The following is a 20428-nucleotide window of genomic DNA, read 5'->3' on the forward strand; positions in this document are numbered from 1 at the left end:
ATCAGGCGCGCCGGAACGCGCCTGTGTATCAAATGCTGACGTCGACCCAGCGTTGATCGCGATGGCTTTTAACGATCGCCTCAACGATGGCCATCACCTGCGCCCCATCGCTGAAGTCGGCAAAATGCCGTTCGTCTTGCGCCGGCATTTCACCCTTCTCCACCGCCTGATAAAACTGCTGCATCATGGCGCGAAATGCATCGGGCCAGCCTTCGATGTGCCCGCCAGGAAAACGGGCACGGGCGGCAACATCGCGGTTCATCAACGACGCATCGTCCGTCAGGGTTTGATTGGCCTGATGACGATGACCGACCCACAACTGTTGTGGCACTTCCTGATCCCACGCCAGCGAGGCCTGACTGCCACTCACCTCCAGATAAAGGCGATTTTTGCGCCCCGCCGCCACCTGTGACACGCTCAGACAGCCTTTACTGCCATCATCGAAGCGCAGCAGCACAAAGCCCAGATCTTCCGTATTCACCGGACAATCCTGATACTGAGCCTGCTGTGTCTGCGCGTTGAAGGTGGCCTGACCCGCCAGATTGGCTTTGCGTGTGGGCCAGACGATGGCGAGGTCGGCCATCACCGCCACTATCTTGCGGCCTGTAACAAACTGTATGGTGTCGCACCAGTGAGAACCGATATCCGCTACTGCACGCGATGCACCGCCCTTGTCGGCCTCCACACGCCAGTTGTAATCCGTCTCTTCCAGCATCCAGTCTTGTAAGTAGCTGCCCTGAACGGCAAAAGTGCGGCCCGTTTCACCACTGCGCACCATGCTCGCGGCTTGCTGGACCATGGCAAACTGTCGGTACACGAAGCTGACCCCGTTGACCACGCCTGCCTGTTCTGCCAGTGCCACTAATTCACGCGCTTCGCCCATCGTCATGCAAAGTGGTTTTTCCGAGAACAGGTGCTTACCGGCGAGTAAAACCTGCTTATTGATGGCAGCATGAAGGTGATTGGGCGTGCAATTGTGCACAGCATGCAGCTCTGGATGCTGTAAAAAGGTGACAATGTCACCATAGGCGTGCGGCACGTGCAATTGCGCCGCCTGGGCTTGTGCTTTCTCGAGCGTGGAGTCGCACAGAGCCACGACATTGATGTTGCCGAGGCGACGTAGTGCCTCAATGTGCGCGGGGCCGATAAATCCGCTGCCGATAATCCCGACATTAATCATTTACGACTCCTCATTAAGTCCGAGCTGTGCACGGATACTGCCGCTGTCATCCTGCGCGGCAAAATCATCAAAGGCACGGCTGGCGACCGGAATGATGTGACGTTGAATGAATTCAGCCCCTTCCCGTGCACCGGTTTCCGCATCTTTTAGGCAGCATTCCCACTCCAGTACCGCCCAGCCGTTGAAATCGTACTGCACCAGTTTGCTGAAGATGCTTTTGAAATCAATCTGCCCGTCGCCTGGCGAACGGAAACGCCCGGCGCGATCGATCCAGTTTTGATAGCCGCCATACACCCCGCTACGACCGTTGCGCTGATACTCCGCATCTTTGACGTGGAAGGCTTTGATACGCGAATGATAGATATCGATGAACTGCAGGTAATCAATGTGCTGAAGATGCAGATGGCTGGGATCAAACAGGATATTGCAACGAGGATGGTGGTTCACCTGTTCAAGGAAACGCTCAAAGGTGGCGCCATCGTGCAGGTCCTCGCCTGGGTGTAATTCGTAACACACATCCACGCCATGCTGATCATACACATCCAGCACTGGCTGCCAGCGACGGGCGAGTTCCTTAAAGGCCTCATCCAGCAACTGCGGGTTGTGCGGCGGCCACGGGTAAACATAGGGCCAGGCGAGCGAGCCAGAGAAAGTGGCATGGGCAGTCAGTCCAAGTTTACTGGAGGCGACTGCGGCATGTTTGACCTGCTCGATCGCCCAGGCCGTGCGCGCTTCCCGCTTGCCGCGCAGGTGTGCCGGTGCAAAATTATCAAAGGCAGCGTCATGCGCAGGATGCACGGCAACCAACTGCCCTTCCAGATGCGTCGATAACTCGCTGATGCTGAGGCCATACTGCTTCAGCAATCCCAGCACTTCATCGCAGTAAGTCTGGCTGGTGGCTGCGCGTTGCAGATTAAATATCGCCGGGTGATTGCACGGGATCTGCAATGCCTGAAATCCCAAAGCGGATGCCCATTTCGCCAATCCTTCCAGTGAATTGTACGGGGCATCAGCGCCGATAAACTGTGAAAGGAAAATGCCCGGACCTTTTAACGTTTTCAAAAAACACCTCCAGTAACAACAAAAACTCAATCGCGATACTTAAATGTGAACATAAACAACAGGGCAATCACGGCAGCCGCGATCGCCGGGATCCACCAGAATATGCCCCAACTGGCGGCCGATACCTGACCCGCGACCAGATGGTTATACAGCGCACCTGAAATCTGTGATCCCAGCAGCATGCCGATACCGTAGGTGAACATCACAATCATGCTCTGCGCTTGTCCTTTGACTTTGTCTCCCGCAATGCGGTCGGTGTAGATGAAGCCGACGACAAAGAAGAAGTCGTAACAGACGCCGTGCAGCAGAATCCCCAGCCAAATCAGCGCGCGTCCCTCCTCGCCCATGCCCATGGCAAACAGCGCATAACGCACAAACCAGGCGCACATGCCGACCAGCAGCATGTATTTCACGCCCAGTCGGCGAAACAGCAGCGGAATCACCAGCATGAAGAAGATTTCAGACATCTGGCCGAGGGACATCAGTGAGCTGACGTTTTCAACACCGGCGTCGGCCAGCCAGGAAGCGGTGTAGGCGTAGTAAGTGCCCAGCGGAATGGAAATCAGCGTGGCGCAGAGCGAAAAAATGAAGAAGTGACTGATTTTCAGCAGGGCAAACGCATCAGCACAGAACAGATCGCGCGGTCTGAATGGCATACCTTTAGCGGGTGCGGGCGTATGCGGCAGCGTGAGGCTATAGAGCGCCAGCACCACGGAACAAATCGCCGCCACCGTGAAGACGCTGACACTGGAGGCGATTCCCGTGAACCCGATGAACAGGCCAGCGACAATCCAGCCAATGGTGCCGAACACGCGCACTACCGGGAAACTCTTCTCGCTGCTGGCGAGACTGTGGAAGGCAATATTATTGGTCAGTGCCAGCGTGGGCATGTAGCACAGCGTGTAACCGAACAGTAAGCCGATCAGCAGCGCGCCGTTCTCGGCAATCATCGCCTGAGGCACAAACCACAAAATCACTGCACCGGCCAGATGCATCACCGCCAGGACTTTTTGTGAAGGGAAAAATCGGTCCACCAGCATGCCGAGAACAAACGGCGAAAGAATGGAAGCAATCGGGCCCGCCGAGAAAGCATCGCCAATCAGCAAGGACATGTTGTGCTGCGTCATCACCAATCCCAGCGTGACCGACCAACTGCCCCAGATAAAGAACTGAAGAAACATCATCAGCGACAGCCGTGGGACCAGCATGCGCTGCATTGCCTGGTCTTGCGCGGTGCCTTGTGTTGCAGCAACCATATCCAACCCCCAAAAAGTAATCGATTACAAAATGCGAGAAAATAAAAGTAATCGATTACAAAAAGGAAATCATCGTGGCTGATCACAAATTTTTACTTAGGTGGAAACGGAGGATTAATGGCTGATGAATGGGGACGAATAGACCATACAAGGATTGAGCCGCCTAACGATGAGTCCTTGTGAGCGTTAACAGCCGCCGAACTATCCCAGACAATTTCAACGCTCACAATTTCCCATGCTGTGCACGCTCTCTCAATTTATCCATGTGAGAAGTGACCTCCTCATGGCTGATATACTCCCCATGGTCGGAATCATGTCGCTCAAAAGCTTGGGTGATTTGCTGTTCAAGCAAGATATCGTGCTCATGATTTTGATGACGACGTTCTTCATCAGCTAACTCAACAGCTCTTTGACGCATAAGCTCAGTCAGGCTGAGATTGACCCGTTCAGCAGCCTGCATAGCCAATCTTTTGGTTTCATCATCAATTCGAAAATGTTTGGTGCTGCTCATTCTGATCTCATGCGTAGTGTCGTTTGTACTGTCATTATGGGGGAGCTATTTTGTGAATGTCATCCTGTCATTCTATTGCTTAACACAGTGTGAAAACGACATGTTGGCCGGGCTGGATTTAAGGCTTAGCCTATTTTCCCTAAGCACCATGATGGTCGTTTAAGACTTAATGTGGTGGATGTTTAATTCACTATGTCGCGACTTATGCAATTGGGTTGAACTGTAAGTGTTCATTTTAATGGTTCTTCAACCCCCTCTCTTATCCGGTTAAAGTGAACTCATTAGCTTCAAGCAACACTCACTCGACACACTATGACCGTATTCATAAAAGCTCTATAATGAACTCTTATTCATCTTTAATGACATTCAGGGCTTTTAAAATGACTCTTAACCTCTTTACTGAATCTCAATTGATTGCAGGACTGGGGCAACGTCTGAAGGAGCAACGTCTTAGGCGCAATCTTCTCCAGAAAGAGTTGGCTGATAACGCAGGGATTTCAGTGTCAGCGCTAAAAAAACTAGAAAATGACGGTAAGGTGACGTTAGAAAACTTTATAAAGGTCGTGTTTGCGCTCCGTCTTGAAAGAGAAATGATGAATTTGTTTGCACCACCCGCATTGAGCATCGCGCAGGTTGAGGCACTGAATGCTCCGTCCCGACAAAGGGCAACGAAGCGTGGTTTGAAAAAACTAAATTCATCTTCTTAAAAACTTTTGCCTGCAAGCCATTGACTTTGCTTCTTCGCAGCGCCTTGAAGTGAAAAGTTATCAATTCGATCGTTTACTGAACATGTGAGTGCACTTTTAAACGTATAAAGCATAAAGATCTTATCCGCATGATATTAACTCCCCTAATTTCACGCGTCATCCCTTATCCCGCAGAATTGAACCACGATCCGTCATGGCTATCTTGCATACCGTTATGACGATTCGCAGTGACGCATCGTGACGTTATCTGAACGAGGGAACGCTTTAAGCCGGTCATTAATTAAGTAGCCATTAACGTTAGCTTCCTCCGCTCCGTGGGTCGTGACAATCATTATGACCGGGTAACATAAGTTTTTCTGCGTCGACATACTTAAAAATATTACCAAACGCTAAAATCACTGATGGTTAAAATAGAGTTCAAAGCGCAATTATCGACTTCTCATCGCCTGGTCTACCCCGAAATTTTGAGAAATATCTAAAAATTGACACTTTGCAGGCTTTATTATTGATATCTGATGTGTTGTACTTCTGCAACGAGGGTAACATCTATATACTCATCCCTAATTTGTTATCTACTGCACCACTTAATTTATTTCGTTCAGCGACAAAATATTCAGGAGAAGTTCATGAGTGATTCACTTAAAGCGTTAAACAATATCCGTACGCTTCGCGCGCAGGCACGTGAAGTGCAGCTTGCAGATCTGGAAGAAATGCTGGAAAAATTCACTGTTGTCGTGTCAGAGCGCCGTGAAGAAAACAACGCCAGCGAAGCCGCCGTGCGCGAAAAAGAAGAGAAACTGGCTAAATATCGTGAACTGCTGCTGCAGGACGGGATTGACCCGAACGAACTGCTGGGCGCATTAACGCCAACGGGTAAGACTCGTGCTAAACGTGCTCCACGTCCGGCTAAATATAAATACACGGAAGATGGCGTTGAGAAGCACTGGACCGGTCAGGGTCGTACACCAGCTGTGATTAAAGCCGCTGTTGATGCCGGCAAATCTCTCGATGATTTTCTTATCTAATCGGGCTTTCCCCGTTTAATTTGAGTTATCGAACATTTTTGGTGGGTGCTCTGCCCACCAAAAATTAAACACTGATTGATATCTTCTCCCTCTCCCCCTTTCGTTAAATCCCATATTAAGATAATGACGGGGTTTACTATCAACTATTGTCATTGTAATGTTCAAATCGCTGTCTCTGGCTGACTATAACAACGCACAATTGTCGGTGATCATCCATGACTCTTTTTTCTGCCTTACTCAGGTTTAGCTCGCCTTTAAACCAGGTAAAAAGCCTGAGTCCGTTGCAGGCTGATATTATTAAAACCATCGCACTGGTTGCGATGCTGGGTGATCACATCAACACCATATTATTAAGTGGACGAAGTGCATTTTTATATGCATTCGGACATATCGCATTTCCGCTGTTCACGTTGTTCTGGGCGGCTAACTTACCTGCTGATGCAATATGTTTACGCCAGCGGGCAAGAAGATTATGGCTTTGGGCTATCGTGACTCAACCATTATTCTGGCTGGCCTTTATGATGAAGGGCCAATCCTGGCTGGCGCTAAATATTCTCTTCGCTTATGCCGGATGTACTCAGCTAATCAGCTGGGCAGCACGCTGGGGTGTTAACGGCGCAATGGCGGGAGTCGCATTATTACTGCTGATTGCCTGGCCTCTTTCCCCGGCGAGTTACGGCGTATCGGGGCTAGTGTTTTGCCTGCTCTGCATTATCGCCAGATATCATTCAGGAGCAGCAGAGAATGGCATGTTCCTGCTCCTTCTTTTTGCCGCGATGGCATGGCTTAACATGCCGCCTGTTCTCAACGGGTGGTGGGAGGATGCGATCGTTTACGATTTCCTGCCGACTTTGGTGCTGCCACTGCTGGTAATTGGTTTGGTTGCGGCGATGCCAGGCGTTTCCTCGCTACGTATCTGGCCGCGCCGATTTTTCTATCATGCTTACGCCGCGCATTTGGTTTTGCTTGGGTGTCTGGCGGTTATGCCCGTTCGGCCTTGATCAAAATCAGAGCGCTTTTACAGGCCTGTCAGATGCACAATTTAGGGTTTGGATGCGATGCCCAAAAGCACGAGCACCCAATCATATAACCTTAACGCTGCACCATAAACACTTGATGTCCTGCAAACGCCAATGCCGTTCCCGGCTGGGGCCAATCACCGACTAGAGAGTGAATATTAATTTCCAGAAATTCACGAATTTGAGCCGTAAAGGATAAACTTTATAAGCGCAGCGTTAATTATGATTAAACTCTTTATTTACAATAGCGTGTGAGGACAAATTTATATTTAAAAATTAGGAATGCCGGAGATCCAATTATTTAAGGGTATCGGTAGAGGTTCAGATATGACACACTGTATTTTTATACAGAGTGTGGAGTCGCGGTGAAGCATGATGGCCAGATTACACAAGATATATTAGCGTTGTTAGGCTCCACGGTGTCAGCGTTTATCCGGGAAGGCTTAGCTTTTGAGGTGCATGAAATTTCGTTAGCCCTGCAAAAACTCAAAGACAATGAAGCGGATTCAGTTTTAAGAGAAAAATACGAAACGCTTATCCGCTTACTTTCGAAAATGATGCACTGATATACGCGAGCTAGCAAAGAATCAAGCATTAATCATCCGGTGTTACGCCCACAACGATTTCAAGAGTCTGGCGTAAGAGCTGGGCTTGAGAATCATCGTGAGTTGATTCAAGTGCCCGGATTAAACTGATGATAATGGCTTTATTCGTTATCTGCCCTTCCGATGCCAGCACATTACGGATGATGACGCCTAAGATCTTCGCCTCATCTTTCAAATCCGGACCCGCATTGCGGAAACGTTCAGCCAGTTCCTGATCGGCAAGCGCAGAAAAGATGTCTTCTGATGTATGCATGATTTGTTTCCGAGCTAAATGGTGTCAGGGGTTAATCACTAATAGTAATGGAGCCGATATTCAATGCTTTCTGTTATTACCTGAATGATGTGAGTCCGTGTACAAGTGCTGGACAGAGTTTATTCCCTCCGCCCTCTGCTGTTTAACTCGTTCTCCTTCGGCGATGCTCTTCCTTACTTCAACAATTGTTTGGGCGATCAATTGCCGCCTGTCAGCATCATCTGACTGGTCTTCCATAACCTGAAGTTGTTCGATGAGTGCACGGAAAGAAACAGGCCCCGCTCGCTGGAGCAGAATCAGTGTGGCTTCACCGAGAATTTCATCGACTAACTGCTGGTGTTCACTTCTATTCATATACTTCTCTGATAACGGCATCTGCATGGCAATTCTGCTGTAAACAGAGTGCAAATTGCAATTTCTGTCACGGAGCCAGGAATCATTCTCATACCATGCAAATTCAGAACGGTAATGTTGTACAACTTAGGCCTGAATACTGAATCACTCATCCCGATCGAAAAGCAGTCCAATTAGCTGATGATAGTGGTGTTCCTCTTCAGCGTTGGTGGAAATTTCCAGACGACGAAGTAACTTGGTGCAGAGTGATTTACGGTTCAGATTCTTGCCCTCTCGCAGGATTTCTACCACGATCTGACCCAATGTTTCTTGCTGAGAAGGCAAAGAGGCTTTATTAAAATATTGTGCAATAGCTTCTGAAGAGTTCGGAGTGTATCCATTCTGACGCATGTGTTAACCCTCTCATGTTGGGTCAGGCAAATGGCCTGATAAAGTTGTACAGTTATTGCAAAATCTGTACAGAAATATAGTAAAAGTCAGGCGCCCATTTTTTTGCAAAAAGTGCTATGGGCTAAGAGGGAATTCGCCAAACAGAAAAATCTTAATCATCTGTAACGACAAGTATTTTGAGCGGATATTAATATTTGAGTTAAGTACTCTCGCTACTTTTTAATATTTTCAACTGGCAATAATGTGATGCTGTCAGAGCTTTCACTCAGACGCCGTAACGGTGAGCTGCTGCGCTTATCTTCTGACGAGGGTTGCCGATAATCGTTTAACCAGTTAATCGCAGCCAAAACGGCTTGTTTACGCTCTGGCGCATTCGCCTCGTCGGCCATGCGATGCAGTTCCTGATTTAATTGAATAACACTGATTTTTTCACGGCGGGCAAGAATCTGATAAGCAGCCTCGCCTAAAATTTTGTCTGAATTTTCCATTGTTTTACCTCATGAGAATCAGGCTTACGCTGAGTCCTCAGGATCTATTGTAGCTGATGAGAAATTTGGGTTAAACCTGGCGCAGAATTTATGCGCCATTCAGGGTTTATCCAGAGGCAATATATTCTTGCCATTATCAGGCGTTAACGCCATTGCTGTCAGTGATGAGCACACTGACAAACCCATGAAGAGTTTATGTGGATGAACCCTGCAATAACAAGGAAAGCACGATGACAAAAACCCAATGGATCCTGAGCCAGCTTACCCGGAAACTGTGGTTCAGAAGTTCCCTTTTTGCTGTTCTGGCGGTGATGACAGCCCTACTCGCCATCGTGATGAAACCCTTTATCCCTTCAGGAATTACCGGGTTAATCGGCACGGATGCCGTGGATAAAATCCTGGGTATTCTGGCTTCCAGCATGCTTGCGGTCACCACCTTCTCACTCAATATTATGGTGTCAGCCTATAACACGGCGAGCAGCAGTGTCACGCCGCGCGCCACGCGTTTACTTGTAGAGGATCGGACCACGCAGAATGTGCTGGCAACGTTCATCGGGTCTTTTCTTTATAGTCTGGTGGGCATTGTTGCACTGAGTATGGGGGCTTACGGATCTCAAGGACGTGTCATCCTGTTCTTTGTCACGCTGGTTGTAATTGTGATGATTGTGATTACGTTGTTGCGATGGATCCAGCATCTGGCGCAGTTTGGTCGTATGGCAGAGACTTCCCAACGTGTCGAAGAGGTCACTCAGGCTGCGCTGGTTAGTCGGTTACAAGACCCTTATATGGGCTGCTCTCCCTGGCATGTCTCCGATGAACTGCCGGACTCATTGATACCGGTTTATGCTGAAGAAGTGGGTTATCTGCAACATATTGATTTCAGTATGTTGTCTGATTTTGCTGAAGGTCAAGGGATCTATCTGTATGTTGCGGTTCAACCAGGCGCCTTCATACATTGCTCGACTCCCCTGGCCTGGCTTAAGACATCAAAAAGTCTTGCTGCTGAAACGGTAAAAGATGCGTTCACAGTTGATCAGCAGCGTTCTTTTGATCAGGACCCGCGCTTCGGGTTGTGCGTTTTGTCTGAGATTGCGTCACGAGCACTCTCTCCGGCAGTCAACGATCCCGGGACTGCCATTGATATTATTGGCAGACTGGTCAGGCTCTTTTGCTTGCGCGTGCAACCTGACATTGGCGATACCCGCTTTCCTCGTCTCTTTCTGCAAAAACCGTCCATTCAGGATATGTTCGATGACGCGTTTGCCGCTATTGCACGTGACGGTGCTGGCATGATTGAAGTACAAATTCGCCTGCAGAAAGCGTTTATCGCATTGGCACAATTTAATGCTGCCAGGTATGGGTCTGACGCCAGGCGTCACGCGGAGCGAGCCATTGCCTTTGCCAGTGCCGCTATACCGATTGAGACGGATATAGAGAGACTCAGAACGTTGGCCAAAGGCCTTCATCAACCCTAATGTCAGGGATGGGCAAGTGACTAATAAAACGTCATGTCCTCATACGGTTGTGCCATACAGGCGCGTAATCTGCTTTCCAGATCACCGGCATGGAGTTCCAGCTTGTGGCCGTCCGGATCGAGGAAATAGAGTGATTTGCCCTCACTTTTGTTGACCTTCCATTCTTTTACGCCTGAAGCTTTCAGCCTCTCGGCAAAAGCTTCAAACAATTCATCTTCAATGCTGAAGGCATAGTGCGTGTAATCTTTACCGATGGAAACGGCATCCAGTGAGAGGCACAGCCAAAGCTCACCTAATGAGAGATAGGCGCCTTTCTTCCATTGCGCCCGGGGAGTGAATCCCAGCGTCTCAACATAAAAGGTGAAACTCGCAGAGACATTGCTTACAGCAAGGGTGACGTGATTCAAACCGGTTAGCATGTTGAACTCAATACAAGAAGTTGAAGCGCTAATTTAGCACAGGCGATGCGATGGAATGCGGTTGTCACGCGAGTCGCTAAGCAAACTTCTGCAGAATTCTTATCGCCATTTCCATGCCCTGCTCACGCTCGGCATCGTAGTGATGACCATCGTTTTGCGCTTCCTGCAAGACATCAATCAGCGACTGAACGGCGAACTCGCTTTTTCCGCCCAGAACTTACAGCACCGCGCCGCCGATCTCATTGCAAATGGCTTTTCCTTCCGCGTATTTGTTTTGCTCAGACATGACTGTCTCCTTTTTTGCCTTTTAGGCATTAGACACCACCAAGCCATAAAAGCGAAAATTCAATCCTCAATTCCGCCAGCAACTTCATCGGAACTCGAATCAAACCGGAAGTAACTGCGCCAGCATCTGACCAGCCATGCGCGATGTCTCCCGCAAACGCTCGGCGCTGGCGCCCTGCCGCGATCGAGCCGACAGGCCCGACATGATCGTCACCATAAAATCCGTTATCCGCACAGCCTGTGCTGGATAGCGCTCGGCAATATAGGCATGAAACATCTTCTCGGCCGCCGTATGAAAACCGCAGGCAACCTCACGCGCAGAGAGATCGTCGCAATGAATACCCTCAAGTACCAGACACCCGGTGGCTTCTGGATCGGCGGCATAGCGACTTGCAGCTTCATCCAGTACCGCAGAGAGACACTCCGCCACCGGGTGATCGTGACGCAAAAGCGCTTTGAAACTGATAGCGCCATTTTGGGCATATCGATCAAGCACCAGCCGATAAAGCCCGAGTTTGCTGCCGAAGGCGGCATAAAAGCTGGGCGGATTGATGCCAAAGGCTTTGGTCAAATCCCCCACACTCACCCTGTCGTAACCACTCGAGTGAAACAAATTCTGCGCAATGCATACCGCCTGTTCCGCATCGAACTTGCGTGGGCGGCCTGGCGTACGGCTAATTTTTGTAGTCATCACTACATAATCCTTTGACAACCTGACTCACTCAATAATATTGTAATGACCACTACAATACAATTGAGGACACTCTAATGGCGGTATTTACTAACAAATCGGTACTGGTGTTGGGCGGTAGTCGGGGCATTGGTGCGGCCATCGTGCGGCGTTTTGCCTCCGAGGGTGCTGCGGTGGTGTTCAGTTACGCCGGCTCGCGCGAAGTGGCAGAGAAACTGGCGGAAGACACAGGCAGTAAAGCGGTTCAGGCGGATAGCGCCGATCGCGATGCCGTGACCAAGCTGGTACGCGATTCCGGGCCTTTGGATGTGCTGGTGGTGAATGCGGGCGTGGCAATTTTTGGTGATGCGTTAGAGCTGGAAAGCGATGCCATAGATCACTTATTCCGCATCAACATTCACGCACCTTATCACGCTGCGGTGGAAGCCGCCCGTCAGATGCCAGAAGGCGGTCGCATTATCGTCATTGGTTCCGTCAACGGAGACCGGATGCCAATGCCAGGCGGCGCAGCCTATGCCGTCAGCAAATCGGCCCTGCAGGGATTAGCGCGCGGTCTGGCCCGTGACTTTGGACCACGTGGTATTACGGTGAATGTCGTCCAGCCGGGTCCCGTCGACACCGATATGAATCCGGCAGACGGCCCGATGAAGGAGCTGATGCACAGTTTTATGGCCATTCAGCGTCACGGTAAACCTGAAGAAGTGGCCGGTATGGTTGCCTGGATTGCCGGTCCGGAAGCTTCATTCGTGACAGGCGCTATGCACACGATTGATGGCGGATTTGGCGCGTAAGATGTCATCGATGAATTTGAGCCAGGTTGCCCCACTAAACCTGGCTGCATTTGCTCTTTCAGCTGTGAGTGTTCAGATATGACTCATCGCTCTTCACCTGATTTCTGCCCGCCTGCTTAGCGGAATAAAGCGCCATATCGGCCTGCCTGATCAACAACTGAGCCGAGCGATTTTCTCTCTCAGTGTTCAGCGATGCACATCCCGCGCTTAGCGTCACCCGTTGGGAAGCTAACAGAGACGAGTCATGGATGATGTCCTGCTCACGTACAGCTTGCACAGCAGCAGCAGCCACCGCCATCGCATGTTCAATATCAGTACCGGGAAGTACGATGGCGAACTCTTCTCCGCCATATCGTGCCACCAAATCGGTACCGCGCAGAGAGATGGCGTTTATCGCCTGCGCCACACGCTTCAGGCATTCGTCCCCGGCCACATGGCCGTAAGTGTCGTTATAGCGTTTGAAATAATCGATATCGATCATCACCAGCGAAACCGGCTCGTTGTGCGTGTCAGCGGCCAGGATGCACTCCTCAAGGTAGCGATCAAATGCACGTCTGTTCGCCAGCCCCGTTAACGCATCCGCATGCGCCAGTCTGTTCAGTGCACGGTTGGTTACGCTCAGTTCATCACGAAGATTGGTCAGTTCAAGCTGGTAATGCAAGCTGTGCCGGGCCTGACGCAGCACGAATACGCCCATGGCAACGATGGCGGATAATAGTGCAAGACTCAGCAACACATCCTGTACGCGTCCTTTCATCCATTTAATGAATAGGCTATGCGTGTCATACCCTGCTGCAACCACCAGCGGGTAACGATCCGATCGTGCAAAACCAAAGATACGCGGTTTGCCATCAAGAGCCGAGGTCCACTGCCCGCTTCCACGATTTGTGGCCTGCAGCATCTGCTGAAACAGATGGCTGGAAGAGAGGTCTTTGCCGATAAAACTATCAGGCATCGGCCGTGCGTATAACACGGAACTGTCAGCCAGCATTAACACCAGTACGTCCTTAGGCCCCATCTCGTAATAAGCGTAAAAGTGCCGGAAATAGTCAACTTTCACCGTAGCCAGCAAAACGCCCTGAAAACCGCGCAGCGCATCGCTGATGCGAAGTGAGACGGGGATCACCAGATCACCGGTGCTTCGGCTACGGATCACCGGACCAAGATGAATGCTGTTGCGCGGATTGTCGCGTTGAAACCTAAAGTACTCGCGATCGGAGTTATTGATGTCTGCCGGTATCTGCGATGCAGAGGTGGCTATCCACTTGCCCTGGGCGTCGTAATAGAAAAGACCGTGCAGCTGCGGCAATCGCCCCTGAAGCTCCCGCATGGTCTGGCTCAGATTGCGGCTATTGATACCGGTCACCAGCTGCGATTCAACGTCACGCTGCATTTCACGCATCGCGAGCTCAGTTTGCAAGAAAGTATCTTCTGCCTGCCGCGCCTGCGACAGCGCCAGGTTTGTCGCCGTTTCTTCACTCTGCCTGACAGTATCATTCCAGTCCTGATGCAGCGTCCATATGCTAATACCTAACACCGCGGCGATAAGCACAATGCCTGCAAGCGTGATACTTCTGATGAGGGAGTGATAAAGGAGCCCTGCCTGTTCGCGCGTGTCTTTTTTATCCACCCTTATCCCCATCATCTTTATCCAGCATTCAGTTAAGCAGATAAAGAGAAATGCGAAAGCTTGCCTGGCATTACCCGCTAAAAAGGCTGAACTATAGGATATTTCTTGCTGCCTGGTGTTGATAACGCTCAGGAATGATTACCATTGATATTAGTAAAAATGACGAAGGGAGTTAAACAATAACGTCTGAATAAAGATATGGATTTCTGTGATGATTTTTAGAATGCCATAATCAAATTTCTTTTATAGACGCCATGTTGAAACTGACCTGCCTGACAGGCCAGTTTCTATCGATGACAGGTTTTAAATATTTAATCCAGTGCGCCATTATGATTCAACCTTCTGAAGAAAGCATTTTGATGGCGCACCGGATTAACAGCATGAACTGGCGTCTCTCTCAAATCAGTTCCCGACGATTGCATTACGCCGATTCAGCAATGACCGATTTAAACTGAGCGTGCCACATATTATAAAACTTGCCCTGTTTACCCATCAACAGAGCAAAACTTCCGTTTTCGATCACTTTTCCCTCCGCCATGACCACGATTCTGTCGAACTCTTTGATATTTCCCTGACGTTGAGTCACGGCGATAACCGTCGTGTCGAGTGAAAGGATTTCATTAAACAGGCGATGTTCAGTTTCTGGATCGAGCGAGGATGAAAACTCATCAAAGATGAACAGATTGGCTTTACGGTATAACGCACGCGCGATCGCCAGCCTTTGCCACTGCCCGATTGAAAGTTCATCACCGCCAAACTGTTTACCCAGTCGGGTCTGCTGCGGATGAGGAAACGCGACTTTATTGAGTAAATCGTCAACCTGAGTGGAATGCGCTTATGTGTCATACTGACTCAGTGCGATATTCTCACCGACGGTAAATTCATACTTGCCGTAGTCCTGAAACACAGTTGCCACCTGCTGGCGGTAACCGTCAATCTCCAGACTTTGTAGTGGAACACCGGATACGCTGATATCACCCTGTTCATAGGCATACATCCGCAGCAGCATTTTAATCAGCGTGGTTTTACCACTTCCGTTATCCCCCAGAATCGCCACTTTCTCACCTGCCCTAATCACAAGATCAATGCCGTCTAAGGCCTTCTTGCTCCGGCCTTAATAACCAAAGCTAAGATGCTTAATACTGAGTGAGAACGGCGTGTTATCGGGGAGTAATTTTTGGACGTTGGTAACGGGCTCAATCTCCTCGGTCATAAAGGAGTGGTAACTATGAAAAAAGCTGCCCATTTATGTCAGATTGGCACCGTAATTCGCAATTTCATCCAAATGCGATTTCATCATCACAATGGACTGAAACACCATCACTAACGCGCCCACCGCGATATCACTGCTGCGCAGATTGCTCAGGAAAAGATACACCCCGGCAAATAGCATCACCAGGCTAAGCAGCATGGCGGGAATGGGCGTTATCAGCGCCCTGACGCGTTGCTGGTGCATACGTTGATAGGTATTAAATGCTGACCCTGAGAACTTTTTTAGCAGATAACTACCCAGCCCATAGAGTCGAATTTCCTGTAAAAAGCTTTTACCCATACTGACGCCATAGACGTAACGCATTGCAATTGCGTCCTTAGCGTTTTTGAATAACTCGTGCACATATTTTTTCTGGATATGGATATTAATGATAATCATCGGTAATATGGACAATGCGCAAATGGCCGCCCCAATCCCTGAATACGCTATTAGCACCAGTAGCAAGCTTCCAGCCATCACGGCGGCTCTGAAGGCGTAAATAATGCAAATGATGAAATTAAGCGGTCGATAGGCTGCTTCTTTTTTCAAAAATTCCAGCTGCTCGTAACGCTCCTTGTTATCAAACAGGCTCAGAGTAAAAGATTCATTCATTCTCCGCATAATATTTGCGCTGAAATGGCTGGTCGAAATTTCCGTCACATCACCCTGAATGAGATTCACCAGCGGGGTCATCAGTTGAATACCCAGCAAAGACAGACACCAGATGGCAACACTGAACATCAGTGCATGATCATTGATTTGAAGCGTATGGAGTGTGTTAATTATCTTTCCTGTCATGAAGACATTAAGCGCCGGTATCAGGCCCTAAAGAAGGACGATGGCGATAAGTGCAGTAATACGAGATACTCCCCCCTCATATTGACGCAGGCCAAAGCGCTCACTGAGTCTATCTATTGCCAGCCAGTCATGATGAGCGAGCGCAAACGTGAAATGAAGGGGATCTACACCTGATCAGGATCGCGTGGAGCGAGTCGATCTTGTGGAACAACCACTTTAGAGAGCAAACCACTCCTCCATACCCTAACGCGCTGCAATGATGACAATTATCCGTTCCTGTGCACTCGCGCTCATCACCTTTATGTTAGTAATTACCAACACCAGTATTGGCAAGCCTTGCGAGGTTAGTAATCACCAGGGGGGTAGATTAAACATAACCACTATAGTGAGTAGTTACTCTCTATAGTGGTTGCTTCTACTCTCTATAGTGGATGTTTGATCCTCTGCCCTGCAAATCAACGATCTTGCGATCGATATGGGATCTTCAAGTTCTTCCGATATGTGCATTGCTTAAAAGTTTACTCTCTATAGCGGTTAGCCAAAAAATCAAACATCAAAAATAAATCCTATAAATCAAACAGTTAATATAATTAAACGAAACCAAATAACCGCTATAGAGAGCAAAGTCACTCTCTATAGCGGTTATTGCAGGATGCGAAAATCCCGCAATTGAGTGCGTGTTAGCAGGATCTCAGGCTAAGCCACTCATCAATGCCATCAGCAGCGCTATCCACTGTAGTGAGTAACTCCTTCCTATAGTGGATATACAGAGAAGGAAAAGCAGTTCCCGGCAGTGAAAGAGAATAACCCTATGATAATAAAACAATAAGAGTTGAGTTTTAGGCGGTATTGAACATAAATCACACTGTTATCTGAACAAATATCCCTCAATAATCATCAAATAACTCAAAAAGATAGAAGTGATAACGTCACTTCCGTCGAATAACCACTATAGAGAGCACATACCTACTCTCTATAGTGGTTGTTAAATCTGGGGACGATCCTGGATCATTCCATGACGACTCACCACAAGCAGTCCCCTCTTCTATCACACTGAAAGCAGTCACATTGCGGGTTTTAGCTGAGAATGGTGCAAATTGTGAGCGACTTCCAGATAACCACTATAGAGAGTACAAGCCTACTCTCTATAGTGGTTACTGGGTCACAAATGTCTTGATAGCAGTGAATGTGGGAGGTGAACGACGTGGACTGCAGCAGCAAATAACCGCTATAGAGAGTAAGTGCTCTCTATAGCGGTTATCAAACGGAGGGCTAATTTAGAAGGCTACTTCACTTTAACTTTGCGGATTTCCTCGAGGATCTTCAGCTCCGCTTTTGACAACATCACCATTTCACCCTGCGGTTCGCTCGCTGCATTAACATCATTGGTCTCGATAGGATCATCCAGCTCCAGCTCATCTTCGAGAATATCCGGCAGCTTGAGTGGCAGCTCTGCAGGTTTAAGCTTTGGCCGACGATAATGAATGTGGAATACCACGGAGCTACCGCGTTTTAGCTCAGTGTAATCAAGGTAACCAATGTCTTTGAGCTGCTCCATCGCCCTGCGCACGGTCGCATTCTGCGTGATGGGACGAGAAGTCAGATTCAGACGTTGTCGCAGGCGCGCCATGGAGATGGGCGCCGGATTAGGAGGCAGGCTTTCGATGAAGGTATAAAGCGCCTGAGCGGACTCCTTACGAGCCAGTGCGTTTATGGCGCGCAGCTGCAGCAATACCTTGCGGTCAAACTGATACAGCTCGAACAGCTTTGGATCGGCCTGAAGCTCCACCGTATCCTTTTTGACACTGTATTTTGCGGATTGCACCAGATGCGTGACATAGAGTTCATCTTTGTCAGCAGTACCGAACTGGATGGTATTGGATGCAATGCGGATCAGCGAAGCTTCCAATCGCTCCCTCAGCTTGGCTGAAGATCTTGAAGAAGGAATGCCGCACAGTTTGACGAACTCGACGAAGGGTAAAACCACCTTGTCATTCGTCACGTTATACTTCGCAAACGCGTGAATGATCCCTACCCAAGTCTTAAAATCATTGTCCATATCGAGTCGCTGGCCAATGATCCTGATCCTTTCATAACCTTCTGATTTAACGAGCGACAGTAACTTAAGTTCGTTCGTGACATCAGTAACGGCTGTCGTGTCGTTTTTACGGTTATTAGTCGATTTTAACGTAGGAACGAACAGTCCCAATCGCATTAAAGCAACCGGTTGAACAGTGTTATCTCTGTTGGGGGTAAGTACAACCAGTTCGCCAGTTCGTTTATCTGTTTCTGAAAAGGCTTCAACTATCTTGTTGTTTTTTAGCTCATTTTCCGACATTTTCGAGGATCCGGTTTATACACAGGGACATCGCGCGTTTACTCTCTATAGCGGATACTAGCACTCACTTCATCGGTTAGACTACTCTCTATAGAGGATAATTTACTCTCTATAGCGGTTAGTTTACTCATTATAGCGGTTACCGATATCTCCTCAGGGCATGTGGCACAAGGCTTTAACCGTAGTGGGGATCTATTAGGAACTTATATGATCTTATGTGGATCTGTTCTTGGATCGGGTCAGTGAATAATGGGGATAACCTTTACGGGATAACGGCCGCTGAAATTCAGTCAATCGCGTCACTGGAAATCAAAGTTATGCACAGCGGGATCAGTTACACACAGCTTGCATCCTTGCCTGCTCACTACAGCGGTTATCAGTCACTCTCTTCATCGGTTGTTTCACTCATTTCATCGGTTATTTTCCTCTCCACAGCGGTTAGTTTACTCCTTATAGCGGTTATTAAGGTCCTTTCAGACCAGTCATATCAAGGCCTGCAGCGATCCGGGATCTTCTTTGATCTCAATGGGATCTCATTATGATCGAATAATTGGATCTACCCTGTGGATAAAGGGGATAAAAATCAGCGTTAAATGAGGCTGTTAAGCAGGTTTCAGCCGGAATACGGTGATTTCGTTCAATTCTGAATGTCGATCCCGAGAAAAGATCTACTTGTATAACTTGTTGGCCTGGATGAGCCCAGGTTTTGGTATAAACACAATCATCAATCAGATGTTCGTAAATTCAGCCTGTACAGGGTCTTTTGGCGGGTTGAGAGGATTAGGCTTGCCAGATACGATAATTGAACTTAAATGGCTTAGAAGGCTGCTGAAGCGCTTAGAAGCACAGATTCAAACGAGCGTGGGTTACTGAAAAGTGAGAACAATAAAAAGGACGTGAAAATCACGTCCATTTTGGATTTGCGTTGTATGAAGGAGCCGGATCAAGACTTAGAAAGGATCGCCTTAATTGCAATATCGATCTCTTCCAGCGTATTGGCAGGCAAACGGTGGAATTCATACTGTACATGGCGCTTTTCTGCGTTAGTTTTGCGCTTAGCGTAAGCGGTACGATCTGAGAAATGTCCAAACTTCTCAGTGGTGACACTCTTGTTTTTCACCGGCTTAACCAGCTGCTTTTTAGCAGTGGTGAAAAACGACAGGATCCGGGTTTTCTGATCATCGGAGGCCAGTTTGTGCAGCGCCTGATCGTCATCCATTCGCGCTTTGACCTGAGCCACAACCTCTTTAACCGCCACACCCTCTGCTTTCGCTTCTTCTGCCACATCCAGCAGTAATTTGTAGTCCGGAATGCTGAGGTCGGAAACAACCGGTATTAACTCGATAAATTCAGCAGGAACCCACGCAGCCTGAAATGCACGCGTCACTTTGGCGTTTGAGATCCCTTCTGCTTTCGCAATCTCGGTCTTGTTCATGCCCTGCGCTTCCATCATCAGGAAACGTTGACCCAGTTCACGCAGATTGTGCTCTTTTGCTGTCTGAATATCCGCAGCCAGCTGGCGGGCATCACTGATATCAATTTCATCCTCGGTCACCAGAACTTCGAGACCCGTACCGGCAAACAGACAAGCGGCACGACGACGAGAACCATCCATAATTTCAATGCGGCCATCCACCAGGCGGCCAATTGCCGGAAAGAACTGCTGCAACTCAATGGTGCGCGTAATGTCTTTTACTGATTCTTCAGTGAGCGCTGACTGGTCTCGCCCATTCACCTGCGCGTCAACAAAGGTTTTGGTTTCCACTTCACCGCTGGGAATGAGCTGGCGGCTGAATGTCGCTGTGTTACCCGACTTCAGAGTGAATACGCGTGACTGATTGCCGCTGTTGATAAAGCTCGACATCTGGGATTGGCCCATGGTGCGGCCAATTCTTTTGA

22 protein-coding genes and 1 pseudogene are annotated in these 20428 nt (G+C 48.8%); 7 read left to right on the plus strand and 16 right to left on the minus strand.

Annotated features, from left to right (window positions below; translation table 11 throughout):
* Nucleotides 1-28: 28 nt before the first annotated feature.
* The 4 genes from QMZ65_RS22635 to QMZ65_RS22650 form a co-directional block, all read right to left on the minus strand.
* Nucleotides 29-1180, minus strand: coding sequence for a Gfo/Idh/MocA family protein (locus tag QMZ65_RS22635; RefSeq protein ID WP_283216736.1), 1152 nt, complete (start codon nt 1178-1180; stop codon nt 29-31).
* Nucleotides 1181-2242: a sugar phosphate isomerase/epimerase family protein gene (locus QMZ65_RS22640; RefSeq protein WP_283216737.1), complete on the minus strand. Its 1062-nt coding sequence runs from the start codon at nt 2240-2242 to the stop codon at nt 1181-1183.
* A gap of 26 nt (nt 2243-2268) precedes the next feature.
* The gene (locus tag QMZ65_RS22645) at nt 2269-3498 is read right to left on the minus strand and encodes an MFS transporter (protein WP_097119764.1); all 1230 of its coding nucleotides are present in this window, start codon (nt 3496-3498) and stop codon (nt 2269-2271) included.
* Nucleotides 3499-3721: 223 nt separating this feature from the next.
* Nucleotides 3722-4009, minus strand: coding sequence for a damage-inducible protein J (locus tag QMZ65_RS22650; protein ID WP_097119765.1), 288 nt, complete (start codon nt 4007-4009; stop codon nt 3722-3724).
* 380 nt (nt 4010-4389) lie between these two features.
* On the opposite strand from QMZ65_RS22650, the gene QMZ65_RS22655 reads away from it, so the two are divergent.
* From QMZ65_RS22655 to QMZ65_RS22670, 4 genes are all read left to right on the plus strand, one after another.
* Complete coding sequence (locus tag QMZ65_RS22655; RefSeq protein WP_211729741.1) at nt 4390-4716, plus strand: helix-turn-helix domain-containing protein; 327 nt, start codon at nt 4390-4392, stop codon at nt 4714-4716.
* 626 nt (nt 4717-5342) lie between these two features.
* A complete protein-coding gene (locus QMZ65_RS22660) occupies nt 5343-5741 on the plus strand; it encodes an H-NS family histone-like protein (protein WP_224934561.1) in 399 nt (132 codons plus the stop codon).
* Nucleotides 5742-5956: 215 nt separating this feature from the next.
* Nucleotides 5957-6742, plus strand: coding sequence for a TraX family protein (locus QMZ65_RS22665; protein WP_283216738.1), 786 nt, complete (start codon nt 5957-5959; stop codon nt 6740-6742).
* Nucleotides 6743-7125: 383 nt separating this feature from the next.
* Nucleotides 7126-7326, plus strand: a complete 201-nt coding sequence (locus tag QMZ65_RS22670) for a hypothetical protein (RefSeq protein WP_058962459.1) — start codon at nt 7126-7128, stop codon at nt 7324-7326.
* Nucleotides 7327-7354: 28 nt separating this feature from the next.
* Here the strand turns inward: QMZ65_RS22670 and QMZ65_RS22675 are convergent, their stop codons facing one another.
* The 4 genes from QMZ65_RS22675 to QMZ65_RS22690 all read right to left on the minus strand — a co-directional run bounded on the left by QMZ65_RS22675 (nt 7355) and on the right by QMZ65_RS22690 (nt 8850).
* Entirely contained in the window at nt 7355-7618 is a 264-nt protein-coding gene (locus tag QMZ65_RS22675) for a biofilm development regulator YmgB/AriR family protein (RefSeq protein WP_058962458.1), read from the minus strand.
* 60 nt (nt 7619-7678) lie between these two features.
* Nucleotides 7679-7999 (minus strand): hypothetical protein, encoded by a 321-nt coding sequence (locus QMZ65_RS22680; protein ID WP_283216739.1) that lies wholly within the window; start codon nt 7997-7999, stop codon nt 7679-7681.
* 117 nt (nt 8000-8116) lie between these two features.
* Nucleotides 8117-8362 carry a regulatory protein YcgZ gene (gene ycgZ / locus QMZ65_RS22685; protein WP_283216740.1) on the minus strand — a complete coding sequence of 82 codons (246 nt, stop codon included), beginning with the start codon at nt 8360-8362 and terminating at the stop codon, nt 8117-8119.
* A gap of 212 nt (nt 8363-8574) precedes the next feature.
* A complete protein-coding gene (locus QMZ65_RS22690; RefSeq protein ID WP_283216741.1) occupies nt 8575-8850 on the minus strand; it encodes a hypothetical protein in 276 nt (91 codons plus the stop codon).
* A 230-nt stretch (nt 8851-9080) separates the two neighbouring features.
* Between QMZ65_RS22690 and QMZ65_RS22695 the strand changes: the two genes are divergently transcribed.
* On the plus strand, nt 9081-10325 hold the full coding sequence (locus tag QMZ65_RS22695; RefSeq protein WP_283216742.1) for a DUF2254 domain-containing protein: 1245 nt from the start codon (nt 9081-9083) through the stop codon (nt 10323-10325).
* Nucleotides 10326-10345: 20 nt separating this feature from the next.
* On the opposite strand, the gene fos is transcribed toward QMZ65_RS22695, so the two are convergent.
* Entirely contained in the window at nt 10346-10744 is a 399-nt protein-coding gene (gene fos, locus QMZ65_RS22700; RefSeq protein WP_283216743.1) for a fosfomycin resistance glutathione transferase, read from the minus strand.
* 55 nt (nt 10745-10799) lie between these two features.
* Here fos and QMZ65_RS22705 point away from each other — a divergent pair, with 55 nt between their 5' ends.
* Nucleotides 10800-11144 (plus strand): hypothetical protein, encoded by a 345-nt coding sequence (locus QMZ65_RS22705; protein WP_283216744.1) that lies wholly within the window; start codon nt 10800-10802, stop codon nt 11142-11144.
* On the opposite strand, the gene QMZ65_RS22710 is transcribed toward QMZ65_RS22705, so the two are convergent.
* Complete coding sequence (locus QMZ65_RS22710) at nt 11130-11720, minus strand: TetR/AcrR family transcriptional regulator (RefSeq protein WP_283216745.1); 591 nt, start codon at nt 11718-11720, stop codon at nt 11130-11132. The genes QMZ65_RS22705 and QMZ65_RS22710 overlap by 15 nt on opposite strands.
* A gap of 77 nt (nt 11721-11797) precedes the next feature.
* On the opposite strand from QMZ65_RS22710, the gene bdcA reads away from it, so the two are divergent.
* Nucleotides 11798-12511, plus strand: coding sequence for an SDR family oxidoreductase (bdcA, locus tag QMZ65_RS22715; RefSeq protein WP_283216746.1), 714 nt, complete (start codon nt 11798-11800; stop codon nt 12509-12511).
* Between the two features lie 58 nt (nt 12512-12569).
* On the opposite strand, the gene QMZ65_RS22720 is transcribed toward bdcA, so the two are convergent.
* The 6 genes and pseudogenes from QMZ65_RS22720 to QMZ65_RS22745 all read right to left on the minus strand — a co-directional run bounded on the left by QMZ65_RS22720 (nt 12570) and on the right by QMZ65_RS22745 (nt 20408).
* Nucleotides 12570-14141: a sensor domain-containing diguanylate cyclase gene (locus tag QMZ65_RS22720; RefSeq protein WP_349306771.1), complete on the minus strand. Its 1572-nt coding sequence runs from the start codon at nt 14139-14141 to the stop codon at nt 12570-12572.
* A gap of 421 nt (nt 14142-14562) precedes the next feature.
* Nucleotides 14563-14727 carry a hypothetical protein gene (locus QMZ65_RS22725; RefSeq protein ID WP_283216770.1) on the minus strand — a complete coding sequence of 55 codons (165 nt, stop codon included), beginning with the start codon at nt 14725-14727 and terminating at the stop codon, nt 14563-14565.
* A 90-nt stretch (nt 14728-14817) separates the two neighbouring features.
* Nucleotides 14818-15228, minus strand: a pseudogene (locus tag QMZ65_RS22730) (ATP-binding cassette domain-containing protein); the annotation flags it as partial.
* Nucleotides 15229-15387: 159 nt separating this feature from the next.
* On the minus strand, nt 15388-16191 hold the full coding sequence (locus QMZ65_RS22735) for an ABC transporter ATP-binding protein (RefSeq protein ID WP_283216747.1): 804 nt from the start codon (nt 16189-16191) through the stop codon (nt 15388-15390).
* Between the two features lie 1285 nt (nt 16192-17476).
* Nucleotides 17477-18529 (minus strand): RepB family plasmid replication initiator protein, encoded by a 1053-nt coding sequence (locus QMZ65_RS22740; protein ID WP_283216748.1) that lies wholly within the window; start codon nt 18527-18529, stop codon nt 17477-17479.
* Nucleotides 18530-19472: 943 nt separating this feature from the next.
* Nucleotides 19473-20408, minus strand: coding sequence for a ParB family protein (locus QMZ65_RS22745; protein WP_283216769.1), 936 nt, complete (start codon nt 20406-20408; stop codon nt 19473-19475).
* Between the last annotated feature and the right edge of the window lie 20 nt (nt 20409-20428).

The organism is Pantoea sp. EABMAA-21, assembly GCF_030053335.1.
In the GTDB taxonomy this organism is placed as follows: domain Bacteria; phylum Pseudomonadota; class Gammaproteobacteria; order Enterobacterales; family Enterobacteriaceae; genus Pantoea; species Pantoea communis.